Origin of the sequence: Aeromonas sp. FDAARGOS 1416 (genome assembly GCF_019048085.1) — a bacterium.
GTDB lineage: Bacteria > Pseudomonadota > Gammaproteobacteria > Enterobacterales > Aeromonadaceae > Aeromonas > Aeromonas veronii.
This window is the reverse complement of record NZ_CP077301.1, coordinates 1,091,628-1,113,516: the sequence shown is the minus strand read 5'-3', so window position 1 is coordinate 1,113,516 and position 21,889 is coordinate 1,091,628. Positions and strand designations below refer to the sequence as shown.

At 55.7% G+C, this 21,889-nt stretch carries 18 protein-coding genes; 6 read left to right on the top strand and 12 right to left on the bottom strand.

The window, feature by feature from the left end:
• Positions 1–96 precede the first annotated feature (96 nt).
• The 6 genes from pspF to I6L46_RS04960 all read left to right on the top strand — a co-directional run bounded on the left by pspF (position 97) and on the right by I6L46_RS04960 (position 6,538).
• Complete coding sequence (gene pspF, locus I6L46_RS04985) at positions 97–1,125, top strand: phage shock protein operon transcriptional activator (protein ID WP_005333674.1); 1,029 nt, start codon at positions 97–99, stop codon at positions 1,123–1,125.
• A 108-nt stretch (positions 1,126–1,233) separates the two neighbouring features.
• A complete protein-coding gene (sapA, locus tag I6L46_RS04980) occupies positions 1,234–2,829 on the top strand; it encodes an ABC transporter substrate-binding protein SapA (protein ID WP_216978013.1) in 1,596 nt (531 codons plus the stop codon).
• A gap of 2 nt (positions 2,830–2,831) precedes the next feature.
• Positions 2,832–3,791, top strand: coding sequence for an ABC transporter permease subunit (locus tag I6L46_RS04975; protein ID WP_158109240.1), 960 nt, complete (start codon positions 2,832–2,834; stop codon positions 3,789–3,791).
• A gap of 35 nt (positions 3,792–3,826) precedes the next feature.
• On the top strand, positions 3,827–4,720 hold the full coding sequence (locus tag I6L46_RS04970; protein ID WP_005333677.1) for an ABC transporter permease subunit: 894 nt from the start codon (positions 3,827–3,829) through the stop codon (positions 4,718–4,720).
• Positions 4,720–5,718 (top strand): oligopeptide/dipeptide ABC transporter ATP-binding protein, encoded by a 999-nt coding sequence (locus I6L46_RS04965; RefSeq protein ID WP_005333679.1) that lies wholly within the window; start codon positions 4,720–4,722, stop codon positions 5,716–5,718. Before I6L46_RS04970 ends, I6L46_RS04965 begins: the two co-directional genes overlap by 1 nt.
• A 34-nt stretch (positions 5,719–5,752) precedes the next feature.
• Positions 5,753–6,538 (top strand): ABC transporter ATP-binding protein, encoded by a 786-nt coding sequence (locus I6L46_RS04960; protein ID WP_005333681.1) that lies wholly within the window; start codon positions 5,753–5,755, stop codon positions 6,536–6,538.
• A gap of 105 nt (positions 6,539–6,643) precedes the next feature.
• On the opposite strand, the gene htpG is transcribed toward I6L46_RS04960, so the two are convergent.
• The 12 genes from htpG to tssI form a co-directional block, all read right to left on the bottom strand.
• On the bottom strand, positions 6,644–8,557 hold the full coding sequence (htpG, locus tag I6L46_RS04955; RefSeq protein WP_058058711.1) for a molecular chaperone HtpG: 1,914 nt from the start codon (positions 8,555–8,557) through the stop codon (positions 6,644–6,646).
• 176 nt (positions 8,558–8,733) lie between these two features.
• Positions 8,734–9,336 carry a recombination mediator RecR gene (gene recR, locus I6L46_RS04950; RefSeq protein ID WP_021231388.1) on the bottom strand — a complete coding sequence of 201 codons (603 nt, stop codon included), beginning with the start codon at positions 9,334–9,336 and terminating at the stop codon, positions 8,734–8,736.
• Between the two features lie 315 nt (positions 9,337–9,651).
• Positions 9,652–10,215 (bottom strand): RNA 2'-phosphotransferase, encoded by a 564-nt coding sequence (locus I6L46_RS04945; RefSeq protein ID WP_216977525.1) that lies wholly within the window; start codon positions 10,213–10,215, stop codon positions 9,652–9,654.
• A gap of 37 nt (positions 10,216–10,252) precedes the next feature.
• A complete protein-coding gene (locus I6L46_RS04940; RefSeq protein ID WP_216977524.1) occupies positions 10,253–10,627 on the bottom strand; it encodes a hypothetical protein in 375 nt (124 codons plus the stop codon).
• Positions 10,624–10,932: a hypothetical protein gene (locus I6L46_RS04935; RefSeq protein WP_074042615.1), complete on the bottom strand. Its 309-nt coding sequence runs from the start codon at positions 10,930–10,932 to the stop codon at positions 10,624–10,626. Before I6L46_RS04935 ends, I6L46_RS04940 begins: the two co-directional genes overlap by 4 nt.
• A 525-nt stretch (positions 10,933–11,457) precedes the next feature.
• Positions 11,458–11,937, bottom strand: a complete 480-nt coding sequence (locus tag I6L46_RS04930) for a hypothetical protein (protein WP_216977523.1) — start codon at positions 11,935–11,937, stop codon at positions 11,458–11,460.
• Positions 11,927–13,327, bottom strand: coding sequence for an RHS repeat domain-containing protein (locus I6L46_RS04925; RefSeq protein ID WP_254203129.1), 1,401 nt, complete (start codon positions 13,325–13,327; stop codon positions 11,927–11,929). The genes I6L46_RS04930 and I6L46_RS04925 overlap by 11 nt, the downstream gene beginning before the upstream one ends.
• 9 nt (positions 13,328–13,336) lie before the next feature.
• Positions 13,337–13,786 (bottom strand): RHS repeat protein, encoded by a 450-nt coding sequence (locus I6L46_RS20695; protein ID WP_236727551.1) that lies wholly within the window; start codon positions 13,784–13,786, stop codon positions 13,337–13,339.
• A 277-nt stretch (positions 13,787–14,063) separates the two neighbouring features.
• Positions 14,064–14,351, bottom strand: a complete 288-nt coding sequence (locus I6L46_RS04920; RefSeq protein WP_139435446.1) for a hypothetical protein — start codon at positions 14,349–14,351, stop codon at positions 14,064–14,066.
• Positions 14,348–19,126, bottom strand: coding sequence for an RHS repeat-associated core domain-containing protein (locus I6L46_RS04910; RefSeq protein WP_254203128.1), 4,779 nt, complete (start codon positions 19,124–19,126; stop codon positions 14,348–14,350). Before I6L46_RS04910 ends, I6L46_RS04920 begins: the two co-directional genes overlap by 4 nt.
• Positions 19,123–19,851, bottom strand: a complete 729-nt coding sequence (locus I6L46_RS04905) for a DUF4123 domain-containing protein (RefSeq protein ID WP_254203127.1) — start codon at positions 19,849–19,851, stop codon at positions 19,123–19,125. Before I6L46_RS04905 ends, I6L46_RS04910 begins: the two co-directional genes overlap by 4 nt.
• Positions 19,841–21,886: a type VI secretion system tip protein TssI/VgrG gene (tssI, locus tag I6L46_RS04900; RefSeq protein ID WP_216977522.1), complete on the bottom strand. Its 2,046-nt coding sequence runs from the start codon at positions 21,884–21,886 to the stop codon at positions 19,841–19,843. Before tssI ends, I6L46_RS04905 begins: the two co-directional genes overlap by 11 nt.
• Between the last annotated feature and the right edge of the window lie 3 nt (positions 21,887–21,889).

Below are 21,889 nucleotides of genomic sequence, written 5' to 3'. Positions count from 1 at the left end.
AGAATAGCCGAATTACAAGATGCCTCGCGCAAGAGATGATTAAAATCACCAACTTTTGGTAAGATTGACCAGCTTTTACAACTGACAGGGATCACTATGACCACGGCCACGGAAAGCCTGCTGGGGGAATCCAACGCATTTCTCGAGATCATTGAGCAGGCCTCACGGCTCGCCCCGCTGCGCAAACCCGTGCTGATCATCGGTGAGCGGGGGACGGGCAAGGAGCTGATCGCCCACCGCCTACATTATCTCTCGGCGCGCTGGGATCAAAGCTTTGTCACCATCAACTGCGCCACCCTGAGCGAGAGCCTGCTGGAGACCGAGCTGTTCGGTCACGAAGCGGGATCGTTTACCGGCGCGGCCAAGCGCCATCAGGGCCGCTTCGAGCGGGCCGATGGCGGCACCCTGTTCCTCGACGAGCTGGCCACCACCAGCGCCCGGGTGCAGGAGAAGCTGCTGCGGGTCATCGAGTATGGCGAGTTCGAGCGAGTGGGTGGGGCCAAGCCCCTCAAGGTGGATGTGCGACTGGTCTGTGCCACCAACGAGGATCTCCCTGCGCTGGCCGACAAGGGGCAGTTTCGCCACGATCTGCTCGACCGACTCGCGTTTGATGTAATCACCCTCCCCCCCTTGCGGGAGCGGCGGGAAGATATCCTGATGCTGGCGGAACACTTCGCCCACAGCATGACGCGGGAGCTGGGCTATCCGCTGTTTGCCGGTTTCTCGCGCAAGGCAACCCAGCTACTGCTGGATTACCACTGGCCGGGCAACGTGCGGGAGCTGAAGAACGTGGTGGAGCGCAGCATCTATCGTCAGGGCAATCCCCAGCTGCCGCTCTCGACCCTGGTGCTCAACCCGTTTGATTCCCCCTGGCGACCACAGGTCACGCAACCTGCGCAAGAGGCACGAAGCGAGGTACAATCTGCATCCCCCCTTGCCTTGCCGCTCGATCTCAAGCAGGCGGTGGCGGAGTACGAGATTAATTTACTCAAGCAAGCGATGCAGCAATCCCAGTATAATCAGCGCAAAGCCGCTCAACTGCTGGCCTTAAGCTATCACCAGTTCCGTGGCATGCTACGCAAATATCAGCTGCTGGATGGCGATAACGATGCAGAACAAGAGTGAAGGAGTGCGGTTGATGCCGACTCCAGCAACACGCCAGCCTTCGCGCTGGCACATTTGTATCAAAACATGCGTACAAAACCCCTATAAGAACATGGTTCAACAATGAGAATGCTCACACCCTTGCTGCTGGGTATGCTGGTGCTGGTCACCGGCTGCCAGAAGCAACCCGAGGCCTCCAAAACCGGACTCATCTATTGTGCTGAGGGATCCCCCCTCTCCTTCAATCCCCATGTTTCCAACTCCGGGGTGACACTGGATGCCAGTGCCCGTCCGCTCTACGATCGCCTGCTGGAGGTGAACCCCAACACCCTGGCACTGGAGCCGGCGCTCGCCACCAACTGGCATGTGAGCGAGGATGGCCTCACCTATACCCTGACTCTGCGCAAGGGGGTGAGTTTTCACCACACCCCCTGGTTCAAGCCCACCCGCACCTTCAATGCCGATGACGTGGTCTTTACCTATGCCCGCCAGCTGGACGAGCAGCACCCCTATCACAATGTCTCCGGCGGCGATTACCCCTACTTCTACAGCCTGGGGCAAGATCTGCTGATCAAACGGGTGAGCAAGAAGGGGCCGCAGACGGTAGTGTTCGAGCTGAATCAGCCAAACGCCTCCTTCCTCGCCACTCTGGCCAGCGACTATGCGGTGATCCTCTCCGCCGAATACGCCGAGCAGATGTTGCAGGCGGGCACGCCAGCCCTGCTGGATAGCCGCCCCATCGGCACCGGGCCGTTCAGCTTCAAGGAGTATCGCCACAACGAGTTCATTCGCTATCTGCGCCACCCCGGCTACTGGGGTGGAGATGCCAAGATTGAACAGCTGGTCTACGACATCACCCCCAAATCCGCCAAACGGCTGGCCAAGCTGCTGACCGGCGAGTGCGACGTGATGAGCACCCCTTCCGCCAGCCAGCTCTCGGTGATCAAGCAAAATCCGGCGCTGAGCCTCTCGGTCCAGTCGGGGATGAACGTGGCCTTTTTGGCCCTCAATACCCGCAAGCCGCCATTCAACAACGTCAAGGTGCGTCAGGCCATTGCCAGCGCCATCAACATCGACAACCTGTTGCAGGCGGTCTATTTCGATACCGGCCTGCCCGCCAACAGCCTGCTGCCGACCCTCTCATGGGGGTACAACCCCAGCCTGCCCGAGCGCAAACCCGACCTGAAACGGGCGCGCCAGCTGCTCAAGGAGGCGGGTCTGGAGAAAGGGTTAGAGATGCAGGTGCTGGTACAGCCAGACGCCCGCCCCTACAACCCGGATGCGGTCAAGACCGCCCAGCTGATCCGCAGCGATCTGGCCAAGGTCGGGATCAAGCTCAAGATCGTGCAACGGGAGTGGCCGGTGATCGAAGGCCGCCTCACCAAGGGGCAGTACGACAGCCTGCTCTCCGGATGGATTGCCGACAACGCCGATCCGGACAACTTCTTCCGCCAGCTGCTGAGCTGCTCGGCAGTGGAGCGCGGCAACAACTACAGCCGCTGGTGTAGCCCGGCCTTCGATCAGCTGCTGGATGATGCGGTCACCACGCCCCAGCTCTCGTTCCGGCTGCGTAACTACTACTATGCCCAGACCCTGCTTAACGAACAGCTGCCGCTGATCCCGCTGGCACACGCCTTGCGTACCCAGGTCAGCCGCAGCGACATCGAGGGGCTGACGCTGATGCCCTTTGGCGGCACCTCCTTCAACCAGGCTCACAGGGAGTAAGCATGCTTCTATACACCTTGCGCCGCATCAACCTGCTGCTCATCACCCTGCTGGCGCTGACCTTTGTCGCCTATCTGCTGGACTATCGGCTGATCGGCAATCAGCTCAGCTTCTGGAGCGGCTATCCCGACTTCCTGCGCCGCATTTTCGCAGGTGACCTGGGGCTCTCCAGCGTCTCCGGGCTACCGGTGCTGGACGAGATCCGCCACTACTTCCCGGCGACCCTGATCCTCTGTCTGGCGGCGTTCGCCATCTCATTGCTGGTGGGCATTCCTCTCGGCACCCTGGCGGCCCTGTCCCAGGGCAAGACGCTGGATCTCTCCATCATGGCTGCCGGTCTTATCGGCTATGCGGTGCCGGTGTTCTGGCTGGCGCTGCTGGTGGTAATGCTCTTTTCGCTGGATCTCGGCTGGTTGCCAGCCTCCGGGCAGATCAGCCTGCTCTACGACGTGCCCCCCATCACGGGCATCGCGGTGATCGATGTGCTGCTCAGCAACGAACCCTGGCGGCAAGCGGCGCTGCACGATGCCCTGCGCCACCTCATTCTCCCGTCACTGGTGCTGGCGGTGGTGCCCACCACCGAGGTGATCCGCCATGTGCGCAGCTCCCTCATCGACGTGATGAAGCAGAACTACATCAAGGCGGCGGCGAGCAGGGGCCTTTCCAAGGCACAGATCGTCTGGCGCCATGGTCTGAAGAACGCCCTGCCGCCGGTACTGCCTCTGCTGGGTCTGCAACTGGGTAGCGTGCTCACCTCCGCCATGATCACCGAGGTGGTGTTCGAGTGGCACGGGATCGGCCGCTGGCTCATCAGCAGCATCGCCCTGCAGGATTACGCCGCCATTCGCGGCGCGACCCTGGTGGTCGCCAGTTTCGTGATCCTGACCAGCGTCAGCACCGAGTTGCTGACCACCCTTATCTATCCGGCACGGCGCAAAGAGTTGTATGCCAAACAAGATTGAACGCGCTCATGGCGTGACCAGGAGCCAGGTACCCTATGCAAGATAAATCGAACATCTATCCCGAGCTCAAGATCCTCTCGCCCCTTGAGCAGACGTGGGCCTCCTACAGCCGCAATCCGCTGGCGATGGCAGGGCTTTGGTGCTTTTTGCTGTTGCTGCTCATCACGCTGGTGGGGCCGCTTGTCGTCCCCTACGGCATCGATGAACAGCACACCGACAAGCTGCTGCTCGCCCCCTCCTGGGCGGCGACCGGCAACATCGACTACTTCCTCGGCACCGACGATCTGGGGCGCGACATGCTCTCCCGGCTGGTGGTAGGGGCGCGTCTCACTTTCGGCTATGCGCTGGTCGTGGTGGTGATCGCCATGGTGGTGGGCTCCGCCATCGGTATCCTCGGCGGGATGAGCAAGGGGCTTAAATCGAGCGTGCTGCACCACCTGCTCGATACCCTGCTCTCCATCCCCTCCCTGCTGATGGCCATCATCATGGTCGCCATCATGGGGCCGGGTTTTGGCAATACCCTGATTGCCATTACGCTCGCTTTGATCCCGCCCTTTATCCGGGCCACCTATAACGCAGTGCATGCCGAGATGCAGAAGGAGTACATCACCGCCAGCCGCCTCGATGGCTCGCCTCCCTTCCGGATCATGCGGCTGGCTATTTTGCCCAACATTGTCGAAACCCTGGTGGCCCAGACCACCCGCACCTTGTCGGCGGCCATTCTCGATATCTCGGCGGTCGGTTTTCTTGGCCTCGGCGCCCAATCTCCCCAACCGGAGTGGGGCACCATGCTGGCCGATTCGAGCGACCTTATCTATCTCGCCCCCTGGACCGTCACCCTGCCCGGCATCGCCATCCTGTTCAGCGTGCTGGTGACCAATTTAGTTGGTGAAGGCATTCGCGAAGCACTCAAAGAGGGGAATGACTGATGCCGCTGCTCGATATTCGCAATCTCACCATCGAGATCGACACCCCGCAAGGCAAGGTCAAGGCGGTGGACAAGGTGAGCCTGACCCTGACCGAGGGGGAGATCCGCGGTCTAGTGGGTGAATCCGGCTCAGGTAAAAGTCTGATCGCCAAAGTGATCGTCGGCATCGAGAAGGACAACTGGACAGTACGTGCCGACCGGATGCGCTTCAACGACATGGATCTGCTGACCATGGCCCCCAAGGAGCGCCGTCGCATCATGGGTCGCGAGATCGCCATGATCTTCCAGGACCCCATCAGCTGTCTCGATCCCTCCGAGGAGATCGGCACCCAGCTAGAAGAGGCAATACCGACCGATTCGTTCGAGGGACAATTCTGGCAGCGCTTCCAGTGGCGCAAGAAGAAGGCCATCGCCCTGCTGCACCGGGTAGGCGTCAAGGATCACCGAAAGGTGATGCGCGCCTATCCCCACGAGCTGTCGGATGGTATGTGCCAGAAGGTGATGATCGCCATGGCCATTGCCAACCAGCCGCGTCTGCTGGTAGCCGACGAGCCCACCAGCGCCATGGAGTCCACCACTCACTCCCAGATCCTGCGACTGCTGGACAAGATGAACAAGCTGGGCAATACCACCATCCTGATCATCAGTAACGATATCGCCGCCATCGCCAACCTGACCGATACCATCAACGTGATGTACTGCGGCCAGATGGTGGAAGTGGGCACCCGGGAGCAGATCCTCGAGACCCCGCATCACCCCTATACCGATGCCCTGCTCAAATCGATCCCCGACTTTGACAAGCTGGTGCGCCACAAGTCGCGCCTCGAGACCCTGCCCGGCGTCATCCCGCCGCTGCAACACCTGCCCATCGGCTGCCGTCTGGGGCCGCGCTGCCCCTACGCCCAGAAGCAGTGCGTGCAGACTCCGTTGATGAACAAGATCAAGGGCCATCAGTTCAGCTGCCACTTCCCGCTGAACATGGAGGAGCCAAAAAAATGATGACCGTTAATGCCCCCATGAAGGAGCCCCGCTTGTGATCGAGCCGTCCCTGTTGCAGGTCAGAGGCCTTAGCAAAACCTACCAGAACCGCACCGGTCTATTCCGTCGTCAGGCGGTGGAGGCGATCAAGCCCCTCTCGTTCGATCTCGAAGTGGGTCAGACCCTCGCCATCGTCGGCGAAGCTGGCTCCGGCAAGAGCACCCTCGCCCGCATTCTGGCCGGCATGATCGAACCCACCAGCGGCGACATCGCCATCGACGGCCAGCTGATGGTGCATGGCGATTACCAGACTCGCTGCAAACTGCTGCGGATGATTTTTCAGGATCCCAACACCTCGCTGAACCGCAAGATCCGGGTCGGCCAGATCCTGGAGACCCCGCTGCGTCTCAACACCGAGATGACCGAGGAGGAGCGCCGCGAGAAGGTGGTGCAGACCCTGCGCATGGTGGGGATGCTGCCGGATCACGCCCTGTTCTATCCGCAGATGCTCTCCTCCGGTCAGCAGCAGCGGGTGGCGCTGGCGCGAGCGCTGATCCTCAACCCCAAGATAGTGGTAGCCGATGAGGCGCTCTCCACCCTGGATATCTCGGTACGCTCCCAGATCATCAACCTGCTGCTGGAGATGCAGGAGACCATGGGGCTGAGCTATGTGCTGGTAGCCAACGATTTGGGCATCGTCAGCCATATCAGCGACGAGGTGCTGGTGATGCACGAAGGGCGAGTGGTGGAGCGCGGCAAGACTCTCAAGGTGTTTGCCGATCCCCAGCATGAGGTGACTCGCCGTCTCATCCAGAACTACAACAACGAATACCGCAAATAGAGAGGCGCTGGCCACCTCCCTTGCCGCTGTGTTTCGCCGAGCTCACTCGGCGGGATCAAAAAAGCCCACTGCATGCAGTGGGCTTTCTGTTACCGGCGTTGCTGCTTAGGCTTGCAGCAGCAGACGGTTGATGCGGGAGACGAAGCTCGCCGGATCATTCAGCCCGCCCTGCTCGGCCAGCTGGGCCTGTTCGTGCAGCAGGGTGACCCACTCGCCAAACAGCGCCTCGTCTTCGATGGTGTCGAGTTTCTTCACCAGCGCATGGTCAGGGTTGAGCTCCAGAATGTACTTCTGCTCCGGTACCGGCTGGCCGGCCGCACGCATCAGCTTGATCATCTGGGTGCTCATACCGTAAGCGTCGGTGACGATGCAAGAAGGTGAGTCGGTCAGACGGTGAGTGACACGCACCTCTTTCACTGCATCACCCAAGCTCTTCTTGACCCGCTCAACCAGACCGGCGTTGGCCTTCTCGGCCTCTTCCTGCGCCTGCTTGGAGGCTTCGTCTTCCAGATCGCCGAGATCCAGTTCGCCACGGGTGACGGAGATAAGCTGCTTGCCGTCGAACTCGGTCAGGTGGCTCATCAGCCACTCATCCACACGCTCCCACATCAGCAGCACTTCGACACCCTTCTTGCGGAAGATCTCGAGGTGCGGGCTGTTCTTGGCTGCAGCATAGGAGTCAGCGGTGATGTAGTAAATCTTCTGCTGACCTTCCTTCATGCGGCCAACGTAATCCTCGAGAGAGACGGTCTGGGCTTCGCCCTCGCCAGCGGTGCTGGCAAAGCGCAGGAGCTTGGCGATCTCTTCGCGGTTGGCGTAATCCTCGGCCGGGCCCTCTTTGAGCACGTTACCGAACTCTTTCCAGAACTTGGCGTACTTCTCGGCATCGTCTTTCGCCAGCTTGGAGAGCATGGTCAGCACGCGCTTTGAGCAAGCCTTGCGCAGGGAGGCGGTCACCTTGTTGTCCTGCAGGATCTCGCGGCTGACGTTGAGCGGCAGATCGTTGGAGTCCAGCACCCCTTTGACGAAACGCAGGTAGGTCGGCATAAACTGCTCGGCGTCATCCATGATGAAGACGCGCTGTACGTAGAGCTTCAGACCGTGCTTCTGCTCGCGGTTGTAGAGGTCGAACGGTGCGCGGGCCGGTACGTAGAGCAGGCTGGTGTACTCCTGCGCCCCTTCCACCCGGTTGTGGCCCCACAGCAGCGGATCTTCAAAGTCGTGGGCGACGTGCTTGTAGAACTCCTGATACTCCTCGTCCTTGATATCTTTCGGGTTGCGGGTCCAGAGTGCCGTGGCGCGGTTGACCTGCTCCCACTCGCCCGGGGTGCCGACGATGGTCTCACCATCCTCTTCACGATCCGGGGTGCCCTCTTTGAACATCTCCACCGGCACGCTGATATGATCGGAATATTTGCCCACCACGGAGCGCAGGCGCCAGTCGTCGAGGAACTCGTCCTCTTCGGCACGCAGGTGCAGGATGACGTCGGTACCGCGACCCTCTTTGGTTACGTCAGCGACGGTGAAGGAGCCTTCCCCTTCAGATTCCCACTGTACGCCCTGCTCCGGAGCAGTACCGGCGGCGCGGGAGACCACGGTCACCTTGTCGGCCACGATAAAGGCGGAGTAGAAACCAACCCCGAATTGACCGATAAGTTGGGAATCCTTACCCTGATCGCCGGAGAGGTTTTTGAAGAATTCTGCGGTGCCGGACTTGGCGATGGTACCCAGGTGCTCGATCACCTGATCACGGGTCATACCGATCCCGTTATCGGAGATGGTCAGGGTACGCTTCTCTTTGTCCACCACCAGGCGCACACGCAACTGGCCGTCGTTTTCGAACAAAGAGGCATCGGAAAGCGCCTTGAAGCGCAGCTTGTCCGCCGCATCGGATGCGTTGGAGATCAGCTCGCGCAGGAATACTTCTTTGTTGGAGTAGAGGCTGTGAGCCATCAGGCTCAGCAGTTGTTTGACTTCAGTCTGAAAGCCGTGGGTTTCGGCATGAACACTTTGGGTCATGGACCAATCCTCAGAAACATCGGGTTGAACATATGCCCAACCTAGATGGGGACGGCCAATCAAATATCAAGGGGCGAGTGTGCAATCCCGCTCACTCGCCCCTTTAAATCCGCTCAAACGGATATTTCTTACCCAGCTCGACCGCTATTAATGCGGGGATACTGGCTGGCACCTTGCTATTTCAAGCGTTGGCGCCCCATCAGGGAGTGGGAGAGCGTTGTGCCATCCACCAGCTCCAGCTCGCCCCCTACCGGCACCCCGTGGGCAATGCGGCTCACCTCTACCCCGGCGGTGCGGGCCATATCGGCGATATACCAGGCGGTGGCATCCCCTTCAATGGTGGGGTTGGTGGCGAGGATCAGTTCGCTGATCGCCTCATCTTTCAAGCGGCGCTCCAGAATATCGAGCCCCAGCTCCTCCGGGCCGATGCCGTCCAGCGGCGACAAATGGCCCATCAGCACAAAGTAGCGACCGGAAAACTGACCGGTCTGTTCGATGGCGGCCACGTCCGCCGGGCTCTCCACCACACAGAGCAGACCGTTCTCTTCCCGCTTGGGATTGGCGCAGATATCGCAGCGATCGTTCTCGGTAAAGGTGCGACAGTGGCTGCAGTGGCCAATCTCGGTCAGGGCGCGAGAGAGCAGCTGGGCCAGACGCAAACCGCCGCTGCGCTCACGCTCGAGCAGGGTAAAGGCCATCCGCTGGGCAGACTTGGGCCCCACCCCAGGCAATACCTGCAGGGCTTTCATCATCTCATCGAGCAGGGGACTGAACTTCATAACACTCCTTACACGGGCCTGCCCCTCGCCACCACCAGGGCCACGACGGGTCAGCAAAACAGGATAACGCCAATGGCGCAGGACTATACCCGAGCCCGCCGCCCATCGCCATCGGCTTGCCCGAATCAATGGAATTCAAGGGTAACAACAAAAAAGGTTGGTAACGCCCTTGGTCTACCAGCAAGAAAGTACAGATAATGGATTAGGAAAATGACAATCCTGAGTTATTTAGGAAACGACTGAATGGAGAAAAATAAAACCGTCATAAAACAATGCGACTCCGAACATTTAAATATCTAAAAAACTCTTTAAAAACTATTCTTGCACATGACTAGCAATAAATTCAGATGAAATATGATTAGCTAGCCAAACAATATCATTACCACGATAGAAAATTGTACCATTTTTCATGGCCCCATCAGTCTCTATTTGTAACAAAACTGGTTTATTGGATTTACGACGACCGACTTGAATAGCTGTATCGATATCTATTGAAAGATGTACATACTGTCTTCCCATCGGCAACAACCCATCTTTTAAAATTATTCTAGCAAGTTCTGGTGATGTACCATGATATAGTACTATGGGTGGTATGGCTGGTTGTTTAAGCAGTTTTTTCGGTACAGAATGACCATATAGCGCCCGGATTTTACCATCGCATATTTCATGTCGTTTTTTATCTGACGCCGTGATCATATCAACCAGAGTATCGGTGGTAATATCACTCCATTTTGAATTCTCTCGGTGCAACACCTTGATTAAATCATCAACAGCAACCCATCCTTGCTCGTCCAGCTCCAATTCATAAAGCCATGGCTCATGACGAAGAGCATGTGAAACTACACGACTGACTTTCTCAAAGTCCTTTTCATCAACCATAAAAACCCCTATTACATTTAAATAGCATACTTATCATTTATTCATCCTCATCCTCATCATTCCAAGATTCATGTTCAGCTGTGGCTGCAGTTAACCACTTATCGAAATCAGGGTATGTTCCATGACATGAGCGATCTATTGTTGAAAACGAGTTGATAATTACAATGTCACCATTTTTCAGGTCAAAACAGGCAACATCATCATTTGCCATATATTTTGCAAAGGGTATGAGAGAATATTCAGGATATTGTTCACTTAATATTTTCCGCCAGGAATCGACCCGTTTTTCATAATGAGCCAACATTGTCCATGGCTCGAAATCCTTAGATATGTTACTTTCCAAGAAAGTAAGATATTCTTGGGGATAGTCAAATTCATCTAAGCCAATAGCACCTAAGAATATTTTCATCATTTTTTACCACTTAGTTTCGGCTCAACGTTTGAGCCGTACGGATTTGACTTTGCAAATACTTTAGGCTTCTGACTATTTATTCTCAATAAAATAGCCTCACCCCATGTATCAGGAATAGATCCAGCCTTTGTAAATCTCTCCCTCTCAGCCTCCGTAAGAGGACGACCAAAATCATTAATTCTCGCTTGCACTTTTACTCCAGCCTCTCTTGCTGCTCTTACTCTCGTATTATCCATTGATGTCAGTCCACCATCAGGCATTTTCACAACATCGATAGGATCACCCTGCCAACCGTTTTCCTTCATACTAGCGACAAGGTCATCATATGTGCGCCGCGCGGGTCGCGCCGTACAATCTGGCGACTCCGCTCGTCATAGCAACCAGCGGGTCAGTGACCGTCGTAGCTATAGCTAATATGTAGGCCATCCGACAGTTTTTTTCAGTGAACCACTTATGGCATCTCACTGGTCGAGATAAATAAAAAAGGCTAGGGAATAATATTGGACCAATATACATCATTTTATAAAAACAACACTAAATTAATAGATGTTAAGTATAGTACCTAGCGATAAGTATACGTATACAGGTTTATTTGCGAACGCCCGTTCACTCTATGCTAATCGAGCTTGCCGCACTGAATTGAATTGAATTGAATTGAATTGAATTGAATTGAATTGAATTGAATTGAAAAAAATATTTACCCCCCGACACCAGGTAAATACTTGACGTGTTATCCAATTTCATGAAGGTTGATTGTTGAGGTACGGGTAAACCTATAAAACCACTTATCGCAACAAGCTGTTTTAAAGTAACCCATACACGTTTTTTAATTAAGATAGAACTGAATGCATAAGCGATGAATAAACTTCCCCGTCAAACCTTGATGTATCTCTACATACAGAACAACTGTATTCATCCCTAGAGATACAGATAGCCTCATCACTTTCACTTAGCATAACAAAATCATCAAGAAATCCATTGTAAGTCATACTAAGCTCAATAATTTTCCTTAATCGTTCTCCATTAGCATCTAATTCAACTGCAACACTTATATCTACATCCTTATTGCTAAACAGAAGAATCCATGTATCATGCGAGACTTCCTTTGATATTTCAGTAAATTGACAAACAAGAGCTTCTACAGCCGCTCCCACATCATGAAAATCACCTATAACATTGACTCGTGAGAATATTTTTTTATAGAAATCAGAATGCAGCAATCGTCCAATGAACAAATATTTAAAACCACATTCTTTAAAGAATTGCTCAGTGTTTTTCTTTCTTATACAGAGTTTTAGTTTAGAATTCATTTCTTATTTTTCCTTTCTTGAAGCCAAGTATTACCTCAGGAAAACGCCCTGAATATTGCTTATATTTACCTGGTTGCATAGGACTGCCTTTACTATCGTCAGCACCATGGAAATGAGCACCTCTGCCAAATTTATCTTCATCATGAAGTATTATATACTTTTTACTCCCATAAACATCAAACTCATATACTGTACGGTTCTCATAATCTTTGTCATAAACATACTTATGTGTTTTATATTGAGCAGAACGTGGAATCCCCGCAGCTTCTTTTGCAGCACGGAAACTAGCACGTCTTGAAGGCTGAGCATCTGGACACTGCCCCGGTATATTCGTCAACCCCAGCGGATCCACCCAACCGGTCGGGTTGGGGGCATACTGATAGTTGTTGAGCCCGCCTGCCAAGCCTATCGGGTCGGGGGTGATAAAAGGTTGGTAGTAGCGGTGCCGGTTGTAGTGAAGGCCGGTCTCGGCATCCTGCCCTTCCCCTTCCAGCTGTACCAATGGCTTGAAGCTGCCCGGTTCATAGATAAAGCTGCGATATTGCTCGTCGATGCGACGTTTATCATCACCAAGCTGATAACTGTTTTCGGCAATCAGGTTGTTGGCCTGCCACAGGAATTCGGTGACCAGCTCGCCCTTTGTCCCACTCACCGTCTTGCGAATACGGCGGCCAAAGGCGTCGTAGTCATAACGGGCCGTGGTGCCATCCGGCAGCTCAGCCATGATCAGTTGGTGCTGGCAGTCGTAGTGATAACGGGTAACCAGTGACTGGCCTTTGCCACGACGCTCGATGGCCAATCGACCAAATTCGTCGTACTCAAAATGGCGATCGCCACTCAACAGCAGCCGATTCCCTTGGGTACGCTCCCCCTCAAAGTGCCCACCCAGCGTCTGGCTCAACAGGTTGCCCGCCGGATCGTGCAGGAACCGCTCGGTCAGTTCACCACGCACCTCCAGCAAGCGGTCCAGCGGGTCGTAGCGGTAGTGCTGCTCCCCTTGCACACTGTCATTGATCTGCAGCAGATTGCCGGTTCGGTCATAACCGTAACGCCGCTCACTAGCAACCTGTTTGCCCCGTTGCAATCGCAGCGCCGTCAGCCGCCCTTGCTCGTCATATTCGTATTGCTGGGTCAGCGCCCCCTGGCTGCGGCGCATCTCCAATCCACTAACCATCTGGTGGCGAGTCAGCTCGGCGCCGTTCAGATCAATCCCGCTTAGCTCGCCATGCTGGTAGTGGTAAGCCAGCTTGTTGCCATCGGGCAGCTGCCAGTGGGCCAACCGCCCCATGGCATCATGCTTGAAATAGCTGGAAGCCCAGCCCTGATGCTCGGCCAGCAGATTGCCTGCTGCATCGTATTCAAAGGTGAGTGGCCAGGCGCCATCATCCACCTGGGTCAATTAACCGTACTGGTCATAGCTGAACTGGATTTCACGGCCATCGGGCAAGGTTTTTTTAAGCAGCCGCCCCATGGGGTCTCGCTCATAACGGGTGACCAGCTCGGTCTCCTGCTTGCCGAACTCGACCTTCTCGCTCAAATGACCGTTGAGGTCGTAGCGATAAGCGGTAGTGCGACCATCAAAGCCGGTTTCCCGCGCAACCAGGCCATTGGGGAAGTAGTGAATGCGATGCTGCTCGCCATGCTCGTTCTCAATCTCGCTCAAGAAGAGCTTGGCATTGTCGTAGCGATACTTGAGTTCAGTGCCATCAGGGTTTATGCGGCGGCTCACCAGATGCAGGCCGGGGTGATATTCGTAGCGGGTCTCACGGCCCAGCTCATCCCACTCGGCCGTCACCTTGCCATAGGCGTTATATTCGAAGCGGCGGGAGCCACCACCAGGCAGATACACGGCTTGCAAGCGATCGGCCGCATTCCATTCATAGCGGGTAATCGCGCCGCGCGGGTCGCGCCGTACAATCTGACGACCCCGCTCGTCATAGCGCCAGCGGGTCAGTGACCGTCGTAGCGATAGCTAATATGCTGGCCATCCGACGGAGCGTTGCCCGTGAGCCGCCCCATGGCGTCTCGCTGGTAGCGAGAAATAAAAAAGCCAAGAAATAATTTAAACCTGACCTGTAAATATTGCGCCACAAACACACGATTACGCTTCGCCAATCGAGCCTACGTCACTGATGACGGATTTTTTTTATTATTTTTTCCATGCGCCCCGTCTCATTTAAAAACAAAACCCTCCAATCACTTGATGTCTCCATATACATTCTGGACAATCCGGAAACTGCTTCAACATCCGAATCCGAAACAGAGCCACCACTACATTTATCAAAAAAAACAAGATATTTATTCAAGATTTCCTCCGCTCCCGAGTCACTTTTTACTCTTAGATGATCTTGAATAGCATTTATAACTAACCCTGCCTGTTCCAATAGTGCGTCAATATCATTTTCACAAATCATATTTTTTCAACCACCCTTATTTTTGATATTAAATTCAAAGACCAATTAATGGGCATCAAAACTTGATCTGCTCCACCGTCAAGAATGGTGCCAGAACCAGAAATAGGTTGTGGAGCCACCTTACCCACTTGTAATATTGTGCCTTTTGGTACGATAATTTCAGCCTCATACATTCTTGTATTTTTCCAATCAGGCCTTAGTGCCGCCTCAATTTTTGCATCAATTCTAGAGAGTGCAGGCTTTGTACTAACAAAACCACCACCCGCTTCTGCATGTCCTCCAAAGACTCGATATAACGTTATATTTTCTTTGGCTTTGACAGTCCTATACTCACCGTCTAAAAAACTATCTTTAATCCAATCAGGTAAAGAAGTGTCTTTTTCAAGCAAATCTACTTTGTCATCAATATTTGTCGAGTATTTCCCAAAGCGGTTATTATTCAGCCCATTTTCTTTTACATTTTTCAGACCCAATGGATCGATCCAGCTAATCGGGTTGGGGGCATACTGGTAGTTGTTAAGCCCGCCTGCCAAGCCTATCGGGTCGGGGGTGATAAATCTACCCGTTTCAGGCTGATAGTAGCGGTAACGGTTGTAGTGAAGGCTGGTCTCGGCATCAAAATATTGCCCCTGAAAACGCAAGGGAGTCGCAACCTCGGCGATCTCTTCCCGCCACACATTGCCATAGGCGCGATAACGCACCTGCCAGGCGGTCGCGCCATTGTCACGAGTCAACGCCAGCGGGGTACCGAGGTGGTCAAGTTGATAATGGAATACCTCGGCATCCAGCCCTTCCCCTTCCAGCTGTACCAATGGCTTGAAGCTGCCCGGTTCATAGATAAAGCTGCGATATTGCTCGTCGGTGCGACGTTTATCATCACCAAGCTGATAACTGTTTTCGGCAATCAGGTTGTTGGCCTGCCACAGGAATTCGGTGACCAGCTCGCCCTTTGTCCCACTCACCGTCTTGCGAATACGGCGGCCAAAGGCGTCGTAGTCATAACGGGCCGTGGTGCCATCCGGCAGCTCAGCCATGATCAGTTGGTGCTGGCAGTCGTAGTGATAACGGGTAACCAGTGACTGGCCTTTGCCACGACGCTCGATGGCCAATCGACCAAATTCGTCGTACTCAAAATGGCGATCGCCACTCAACAGCAGCCGATTCCCTTGGGTACGCTCCCCCTCAAAGTGCCCACCCAGCGTCTGGCTCAACAGGTTGCCCGCCGGATCGTGCAGGAACCGCTCGGTCAGTTCACCACGCACCTCCAGCAAGCGGTCCAGCGGGTCGTAGCGGTAGTGCTGCTCCCCTTGCACACTGTCATTGATCTGCAGCAGATTGCCGGTGCGGTCATAGCCGTAGCGCCGTTCACGAGCAACCTGTTTGCCCCGTTGCAGTCGCAACGCCGTCAGGCGCCCTTGCTCGTCATATTCGTATTGTTGGGTCAGCGCCCCCTGGCTGCGGCGCATCTCTAATCCACTAACCATCTGGTGGCGAGTCAGCTCGGCGCCGTTCAGATCAATCCCGCTTAGCTCACCATGCTGGTAGTGGTAAGCCAGCTTGTTGCCATCGGGCAGCTGCCAGTGGGCCAACCGCCCCATGGCATCATGCTTGAAATAGCTGGAAGCCCAACCCTGATGCTCGGCCAGCAGATTGCCTGCAGCATCGTATTCAAAGGTGAGTGGCCAGGCGCCATCATCCACCTGGGTCAACTGACCGTACTGGTCATAGCTGAACTGGATTTCACGGCCATCGGGCAAGGTTTTTTTAAGCAACCGCCCCATGGAGTCGCGCTCATAGTGGGTGACCAGCTCGGTCTCCTGCTTGCCAAACTCGACCTTCTCGCTCAAATGACCGTTGAGGTCGTAGCGATAAGCGGTAGTGCGACCATCAAAGCCGGTTTCCCGCGCAACCAGGCCATTGGGGAAGTAGTGAATGCGATGCTGCTCGCCATGCTCGTTCTCAATCTCGCTCAAGAAGAGCTTTGCATTGTCGTAGCGATACTTGAGTTCACTACCATCGGGGTTGATGCGGCGGCTCACCAGATGCAGGCCGGGGTGATATTCGTAGCGGGTCTCACGGCCCAGCTCATCCCACTCGGCCGTCACCTTGCCGTAGGCGTTATATTCGAAGCGGCGGATGCCACCACCAGGCAGATACACGGCTTGCAAGCGATCTGCCGCATTCCATTCATAACGGGTAATCGCGCCGCGCGGGTCGCGCCGTACAATCTGGCGACCCCGCTCGTCATAGCGCCAGCGGGTCACGCCACCGTTGGCCCCCTTCTCCTCAATCAGCTGCCCAAGGCGGTTCCAGCCCAGTTCGATGCGGCTGCCATCCGGCTGCACCACGGTGCTGAGCTTGCCTTGCGCGTTATAGCTGTAGCGAGTCTCCCGGCCAAGGGGATCCCGTCTTGCAATCACATCCCCTTGCCCGTTGCGTTCAAAACGCCACTCGCGATCCCCCTGCACCACCTTGCGAACCCGACCATCCCAATAGTGATAGGCGGTCTGACTGCCATCGGGCGCAATCTCGCACTCCAGCAAGCCCGCTTCGTCATAGTGGTAACGGGTTTCGCCCCCCAGCGCATCGCGGGCCAACACTTTCTGACCCTTGTCGTTATAGACAAACTCGCTGACCGCGCCGTCGGGATCTTGCTGACGGATCAGTCGAGCGTTGCTGTCATGCTGGTACACCTCCTGACTGCCATCCGCATTGCTGACCGTCACTTCACCCTTATCATCATTCCAGGTGTAACTGACATCAAAACGGGCAACATCACTCCAGTGGCGCACCGCGCGCGCCAGCTTCCCTTCCCGCTCCCATTCCCAGAAGAACCCTGCGCCGCCCGCCAGTCGGCGCTCCAGGATCACCCCATCGGGGCGATAGCGGTAACGTTCATACTCACCGGCCCCGTTTTCAGCCACCACCAGGTGCCCTGCATCGTCGTAGTAATAACGTTGCAAGGTCGCTTCTGGCTGCCAGTTAATACCGTCAAAATGCTGTAATTCGACAGCGGTCAGATATGCCTTTTGATAAACAATACGCAGAGCCAGACCGCCCTCGTTCTCAATCCAGCAGGGGCGCCCCTGCTCATCGGCACGGATAGTGAGCCGGTTGCCATAAAGGTCTGACATGGCCGTCAGACGGCCTGTCTTGCCATGCCAGGTGAAATGCAGGAAGGGCGATCCCGCCTTGGCTACTATCACCTCGTCAGGCTCATCCCCCAGATAAACGGCCGCCTCTGACAACTGGTTGGTGATCATGGGTCTGGTTGCCGAAGGCATCGGCAACTCGATGGCAAGAGACTCCTGATCCCACCAGGTCAGGCTATCTCCGTGACGTTCGAGCCGATGGGCCAGCGCATGACTCCACCCCGCCCCCATACCACAGGAATGCTCAACCGCTGACGTGCGATAGAGGCGACCAAAAGTAAACGGCAACATGCCCGGCAGATGGGCATCCTCCAGCGCCAGCAACTCCTCGCCGGTGACCATGGACACTGGGCAGTTGTTCTTGCAGGTTTTGGCTTCAGTCTGACTGGTATGACCAGCGGCGTTGGTTGAGGGTCTGGAGGAGTCTGGTGTACTACCAACCTGCTTGATAGTGGTGCGCGACTTGTGCCTGCGGCTCTCTGCTGTCGCTTTTTCTACAAGCGTTGATGCTCCTCTGTCGATCAGCTGTAGATCTGTTTTTTTAAGCGGATTCAACGGCGCCCCCCCCGTCACCAACACCGGCTTGGCTACATCGATATGAGCGACCAAGTTGTGCTTTTTTGACATGGCGATTAATGTTGCCGCCAGCTTGGCCATCCGAGCCTGCTGCTTGGCCGCTCTAGTCATGGTGGTCGCCACTTTGGCACTATAGCGAACGGCTATTCCTGCACCGCCGGTCAAGACGATCCCAACCAGTACATCAAACAGTACAGTGACCACCGCCTGGGTACCAAACTCCACCAGCTCATCCGGGGGGAGCATCTTTAACCAGCTAACCAGTGCATTAACATAGAGATAGATCAACGCCTCATCTTGCAGCACCAACATGGCGCTCTCGATCTTCTCTGCTCCCGCTTGTGCCACATCGGCCGCATTTACCCCGAATTTCAGCAGTTTTTCGGCATTACCCATTGGATCAGCCAATAAATCATACAGACCGGTTAAATCGTCCCATACCGAGGCAAGCGCACCACCAATCCCACGCAACACTCCGGCGGCAACTGCAACGCCACCACCGCCATTTCGTTGATAATTGACCCATGCCGGTTGATGGGTCGAGGCCCACTCGCGCTCCAACCAAGCAGCCAAATCAGCCTGCACCGTCTGGTATGAGCTAAATAACCCGTCCAGATCGCTCTTCTTCACATTGGGATAGAAGGTCACCCTGTAGGATTGCCCTGGCTTGAGACTCCCAATTTCGGCCACGCCCTTGGCATCGAGCGCTCCCTTTCTTTCCTCTTTAACAGGGATAAACTTTCCCTTTTCCATCTTCCCCGATTCCACTAGGTAGGGGGTATTACCGATAGGAATAAAGCGCACGGATTCAAACAGATGGACCAGCCGCAAAGTGCCGCTCAACGGGCACTGCGCCACCACGGATTGCGCCTTCTTGCTGCTCGAAGACGCCTTTATCGTCTTATCACCAACCTTGATGGTCTGCTCCATGTCCATACCCAGCATGTCGCCAAGAAAGAAACTCTCGGCATCCTTGCGGTACTCAGTCAGGGCATTGCGATAATCGGCGATCACCTGGGTGAAGACGGCCTGGCCGGCATTACTCATGCTTGAACCTCATTGAGCAGCGCCGCTTCCAGCGCTGGAAATAGATCGATATCAGGGGATGGGTAACGGGAAACGAAACGGGCAACTTTGCACCTGAGATTGGCCTCGGGGAAAGCCCAGTAAAGCTGGCCATTCTCATCTGCCAGTTGTTGCATCAGGTTGTTGATAAGGGGACCTGTATCTTGCCCGGCCAATACTGCTGCGATAGCTGGAGGAAGTTCCCACCAGGGAAATGGACGCACAGCACAAGGCTCAGATGCCCCCCATGAAAATCCATAGCCCTGACACCACATCGCATCCAGTTGCGGCAACAGCGTTGTCATGCCATCACCAAGCTGCGACACGATGGCAGACATATACACGCCATCCCAATAGCGAAAGAACACGGCTTCACCCTGATGCCAGATCTGGGTCAGCCCCTGAAAATGGCCATAGAGGGTGCCAGCAGGTTGCGCTGTCGCCAGAATAAATCCCCAATCGCGAGCATCGGTCGTTTCAGCCCATTCGATAAAAGGACTCTCCTTGTTCAGCTCGACCAGATAGGGCATCACGGGGAGCCAGTCGTGATAGGGAGTGCCGAGATAGAGTCCGCGTGGTGTATGACGGCCATCAAGCTGGTAATAGTGCTGCAAGGGCGCCGCATCGCTGGCCCCTGCCAGTACGGCATACAGTGGGCTGGTTTGCACGGCGACCCACTCGGCAAGCGACATAGCCTCAGATTTCACAGCCGCTCTCCTTGCACTTCTCACACTCCTCACAGAAAGGGGCGGCACTCTTCATGGTGGCCAGCTGGGCAGGACTGAGCGGCACCTTCGGCATGGGAGGAACTGACACACCATGAGGGCCGACAGGGGATTTACCCGCCCAACCTGAACTAGACCCCGGGCCTCCCCCAGAGTTCATCTTGATCGTAGGGCCAACCAGTGTGACGCCACCACCATCCACCTTGATAAAGCAGCCGCCCACCTTGACGGTAATTTCAGATCCCGCCTCCAGCACCACCTTGGCGCCAGCCTTGACGTGCACCTCCTGCCCAGCCAGGGTGAGCCAACTTTGTCCCAGTTTTTGGTGCATGGAAGCATCCACCGTCAGCGAATAGTCAGCCTTGATCTGGTCGCGCTTCTCGCCTTCTACCGTCAGGTGGTCATTGGCCTTGATGCGGGTCACCCGCTCGTTGTCGATATCGGTGTGCTGGTCGTGCTTGATGTGCCACGCAACATCGTGCTCTATCAACACATTCAGGTCTTTCTGACCGTGGATGTAAATCTCTTCCTGTCCCGCCTGGTCTTCAAAACGCAGCTCGTTGAAACCCTCGCCCTTGTGGGTCTCGGTACGCAGCACGGTGCGAGTCTTGTTGGCTGGCAGCTCATACGGCGGCCGGTTGGTAGCGTGGTAGGTGCGCCCCGTCACGATAGGCTGGTCGGGGTCACCTTCCAGAAACGAGACGATAACTTCGTGACCAATGCGCGGAATTGCCATCATGCCGTACTGGCCACCGGCCCAACCCTGGCTCACCCGCACCCAGCAGGAGCTTTGGTCGTTGGAGCTGCCGTAGCGGTCCCACGGGAATTGCAGTTTGACCCTGCCGTGCTCGTCGCAGTAAATCTCCTCCCCCTCCGGGCCCACCACTATCGCGATTTGCGGGCCATCCACCATCGGCTTGTAGGGTGCCTCGGGGCTGCCGATGCGGGCACGCCAGGTGGTACTCGCCTTCACTACGCCAAATTCGTTGTGGTAGACGGTAGGGCCGCTGCCACCCTCTTCTTCCAGCGCTTGCGGTTGTTCACCGGTGTGGCGGATATGAACGATTTGCCACTCGGTGTTGAGGCTGGCGTTCGGATGTTCGGTCAATGAAAAGTGCTGACCTGGCAAGAGCGCCGCGCTGTTGGATTTGCCGCTGCCCGCTACCGCGTCATTGCGCAACGCATCGAGCCGGTGCTGGGCAAAGGCCTTGCCGCTCGGGTCCTGCTTGTAGCGACCCGGATAGTCGAAGTGCTGGTAGGTATCCCGTTGGTGCTCGAGCTCTGCGCCCTGCTTTTTGTGGGAGAGGCCGTAAGCTGGGGTCTTGAAGCTGTAATCTTTGAGCTCCACATCCGAGGGGCGCACTGCCTCGCGGTAGTGGAACTGGCGAACATAGGGCCCTTGTTCCAGCGAGCGGTTGCCGAGGTTGAAGAAGAGCTCGGGGCCAGCGGTCAGGGCTGCGGCATCGTCAGCAAAGACGATGCGGTGTTTGCCTGCTTCAAACTCGTGGAAGTAGAACAAGCCCTCTTCAGCAGCGAGGCGGTTCACGAAATCGAGGTCGGTCTCGCGGTACTGCACGCAGTATTCCCGCTGGGCGTGCTCGTTTTTCAGGGCAAAGGCGTAGTCGGTGATGCCATGCTCTTGCAGCAGGATGCTGAGGATTTCATCGGGCTTCTGCGCCTGAAAGATGCGGGAGTTCTGGCGCAGCCCCAATCGCCACAGGGCGGGTTTGACGTTGAGGCTGTAACGGGTGCGGCGAAAGCCGCTGTCCCCTTGGGCAAACTCGCTCACTACCCCGCAGACCCGGCGTTGCAGCTCGCCGTTGTACCACACCATCAGCTCGCACGGCTGGTCCAGCACGGCGCCAAAGTCGACATCAGGCTGGCTACTCGCCAACTCCAGCTGCAGGTTAAACGGCCGGTTCAGCCCCTCATCCAGCTGGAAACTGGCCACCACGAAGGTGCTCTCGGGCAGCGCCCCCACCTTGACCGTAAATTGTAATCCTGTGCTTTGTGCCATGAA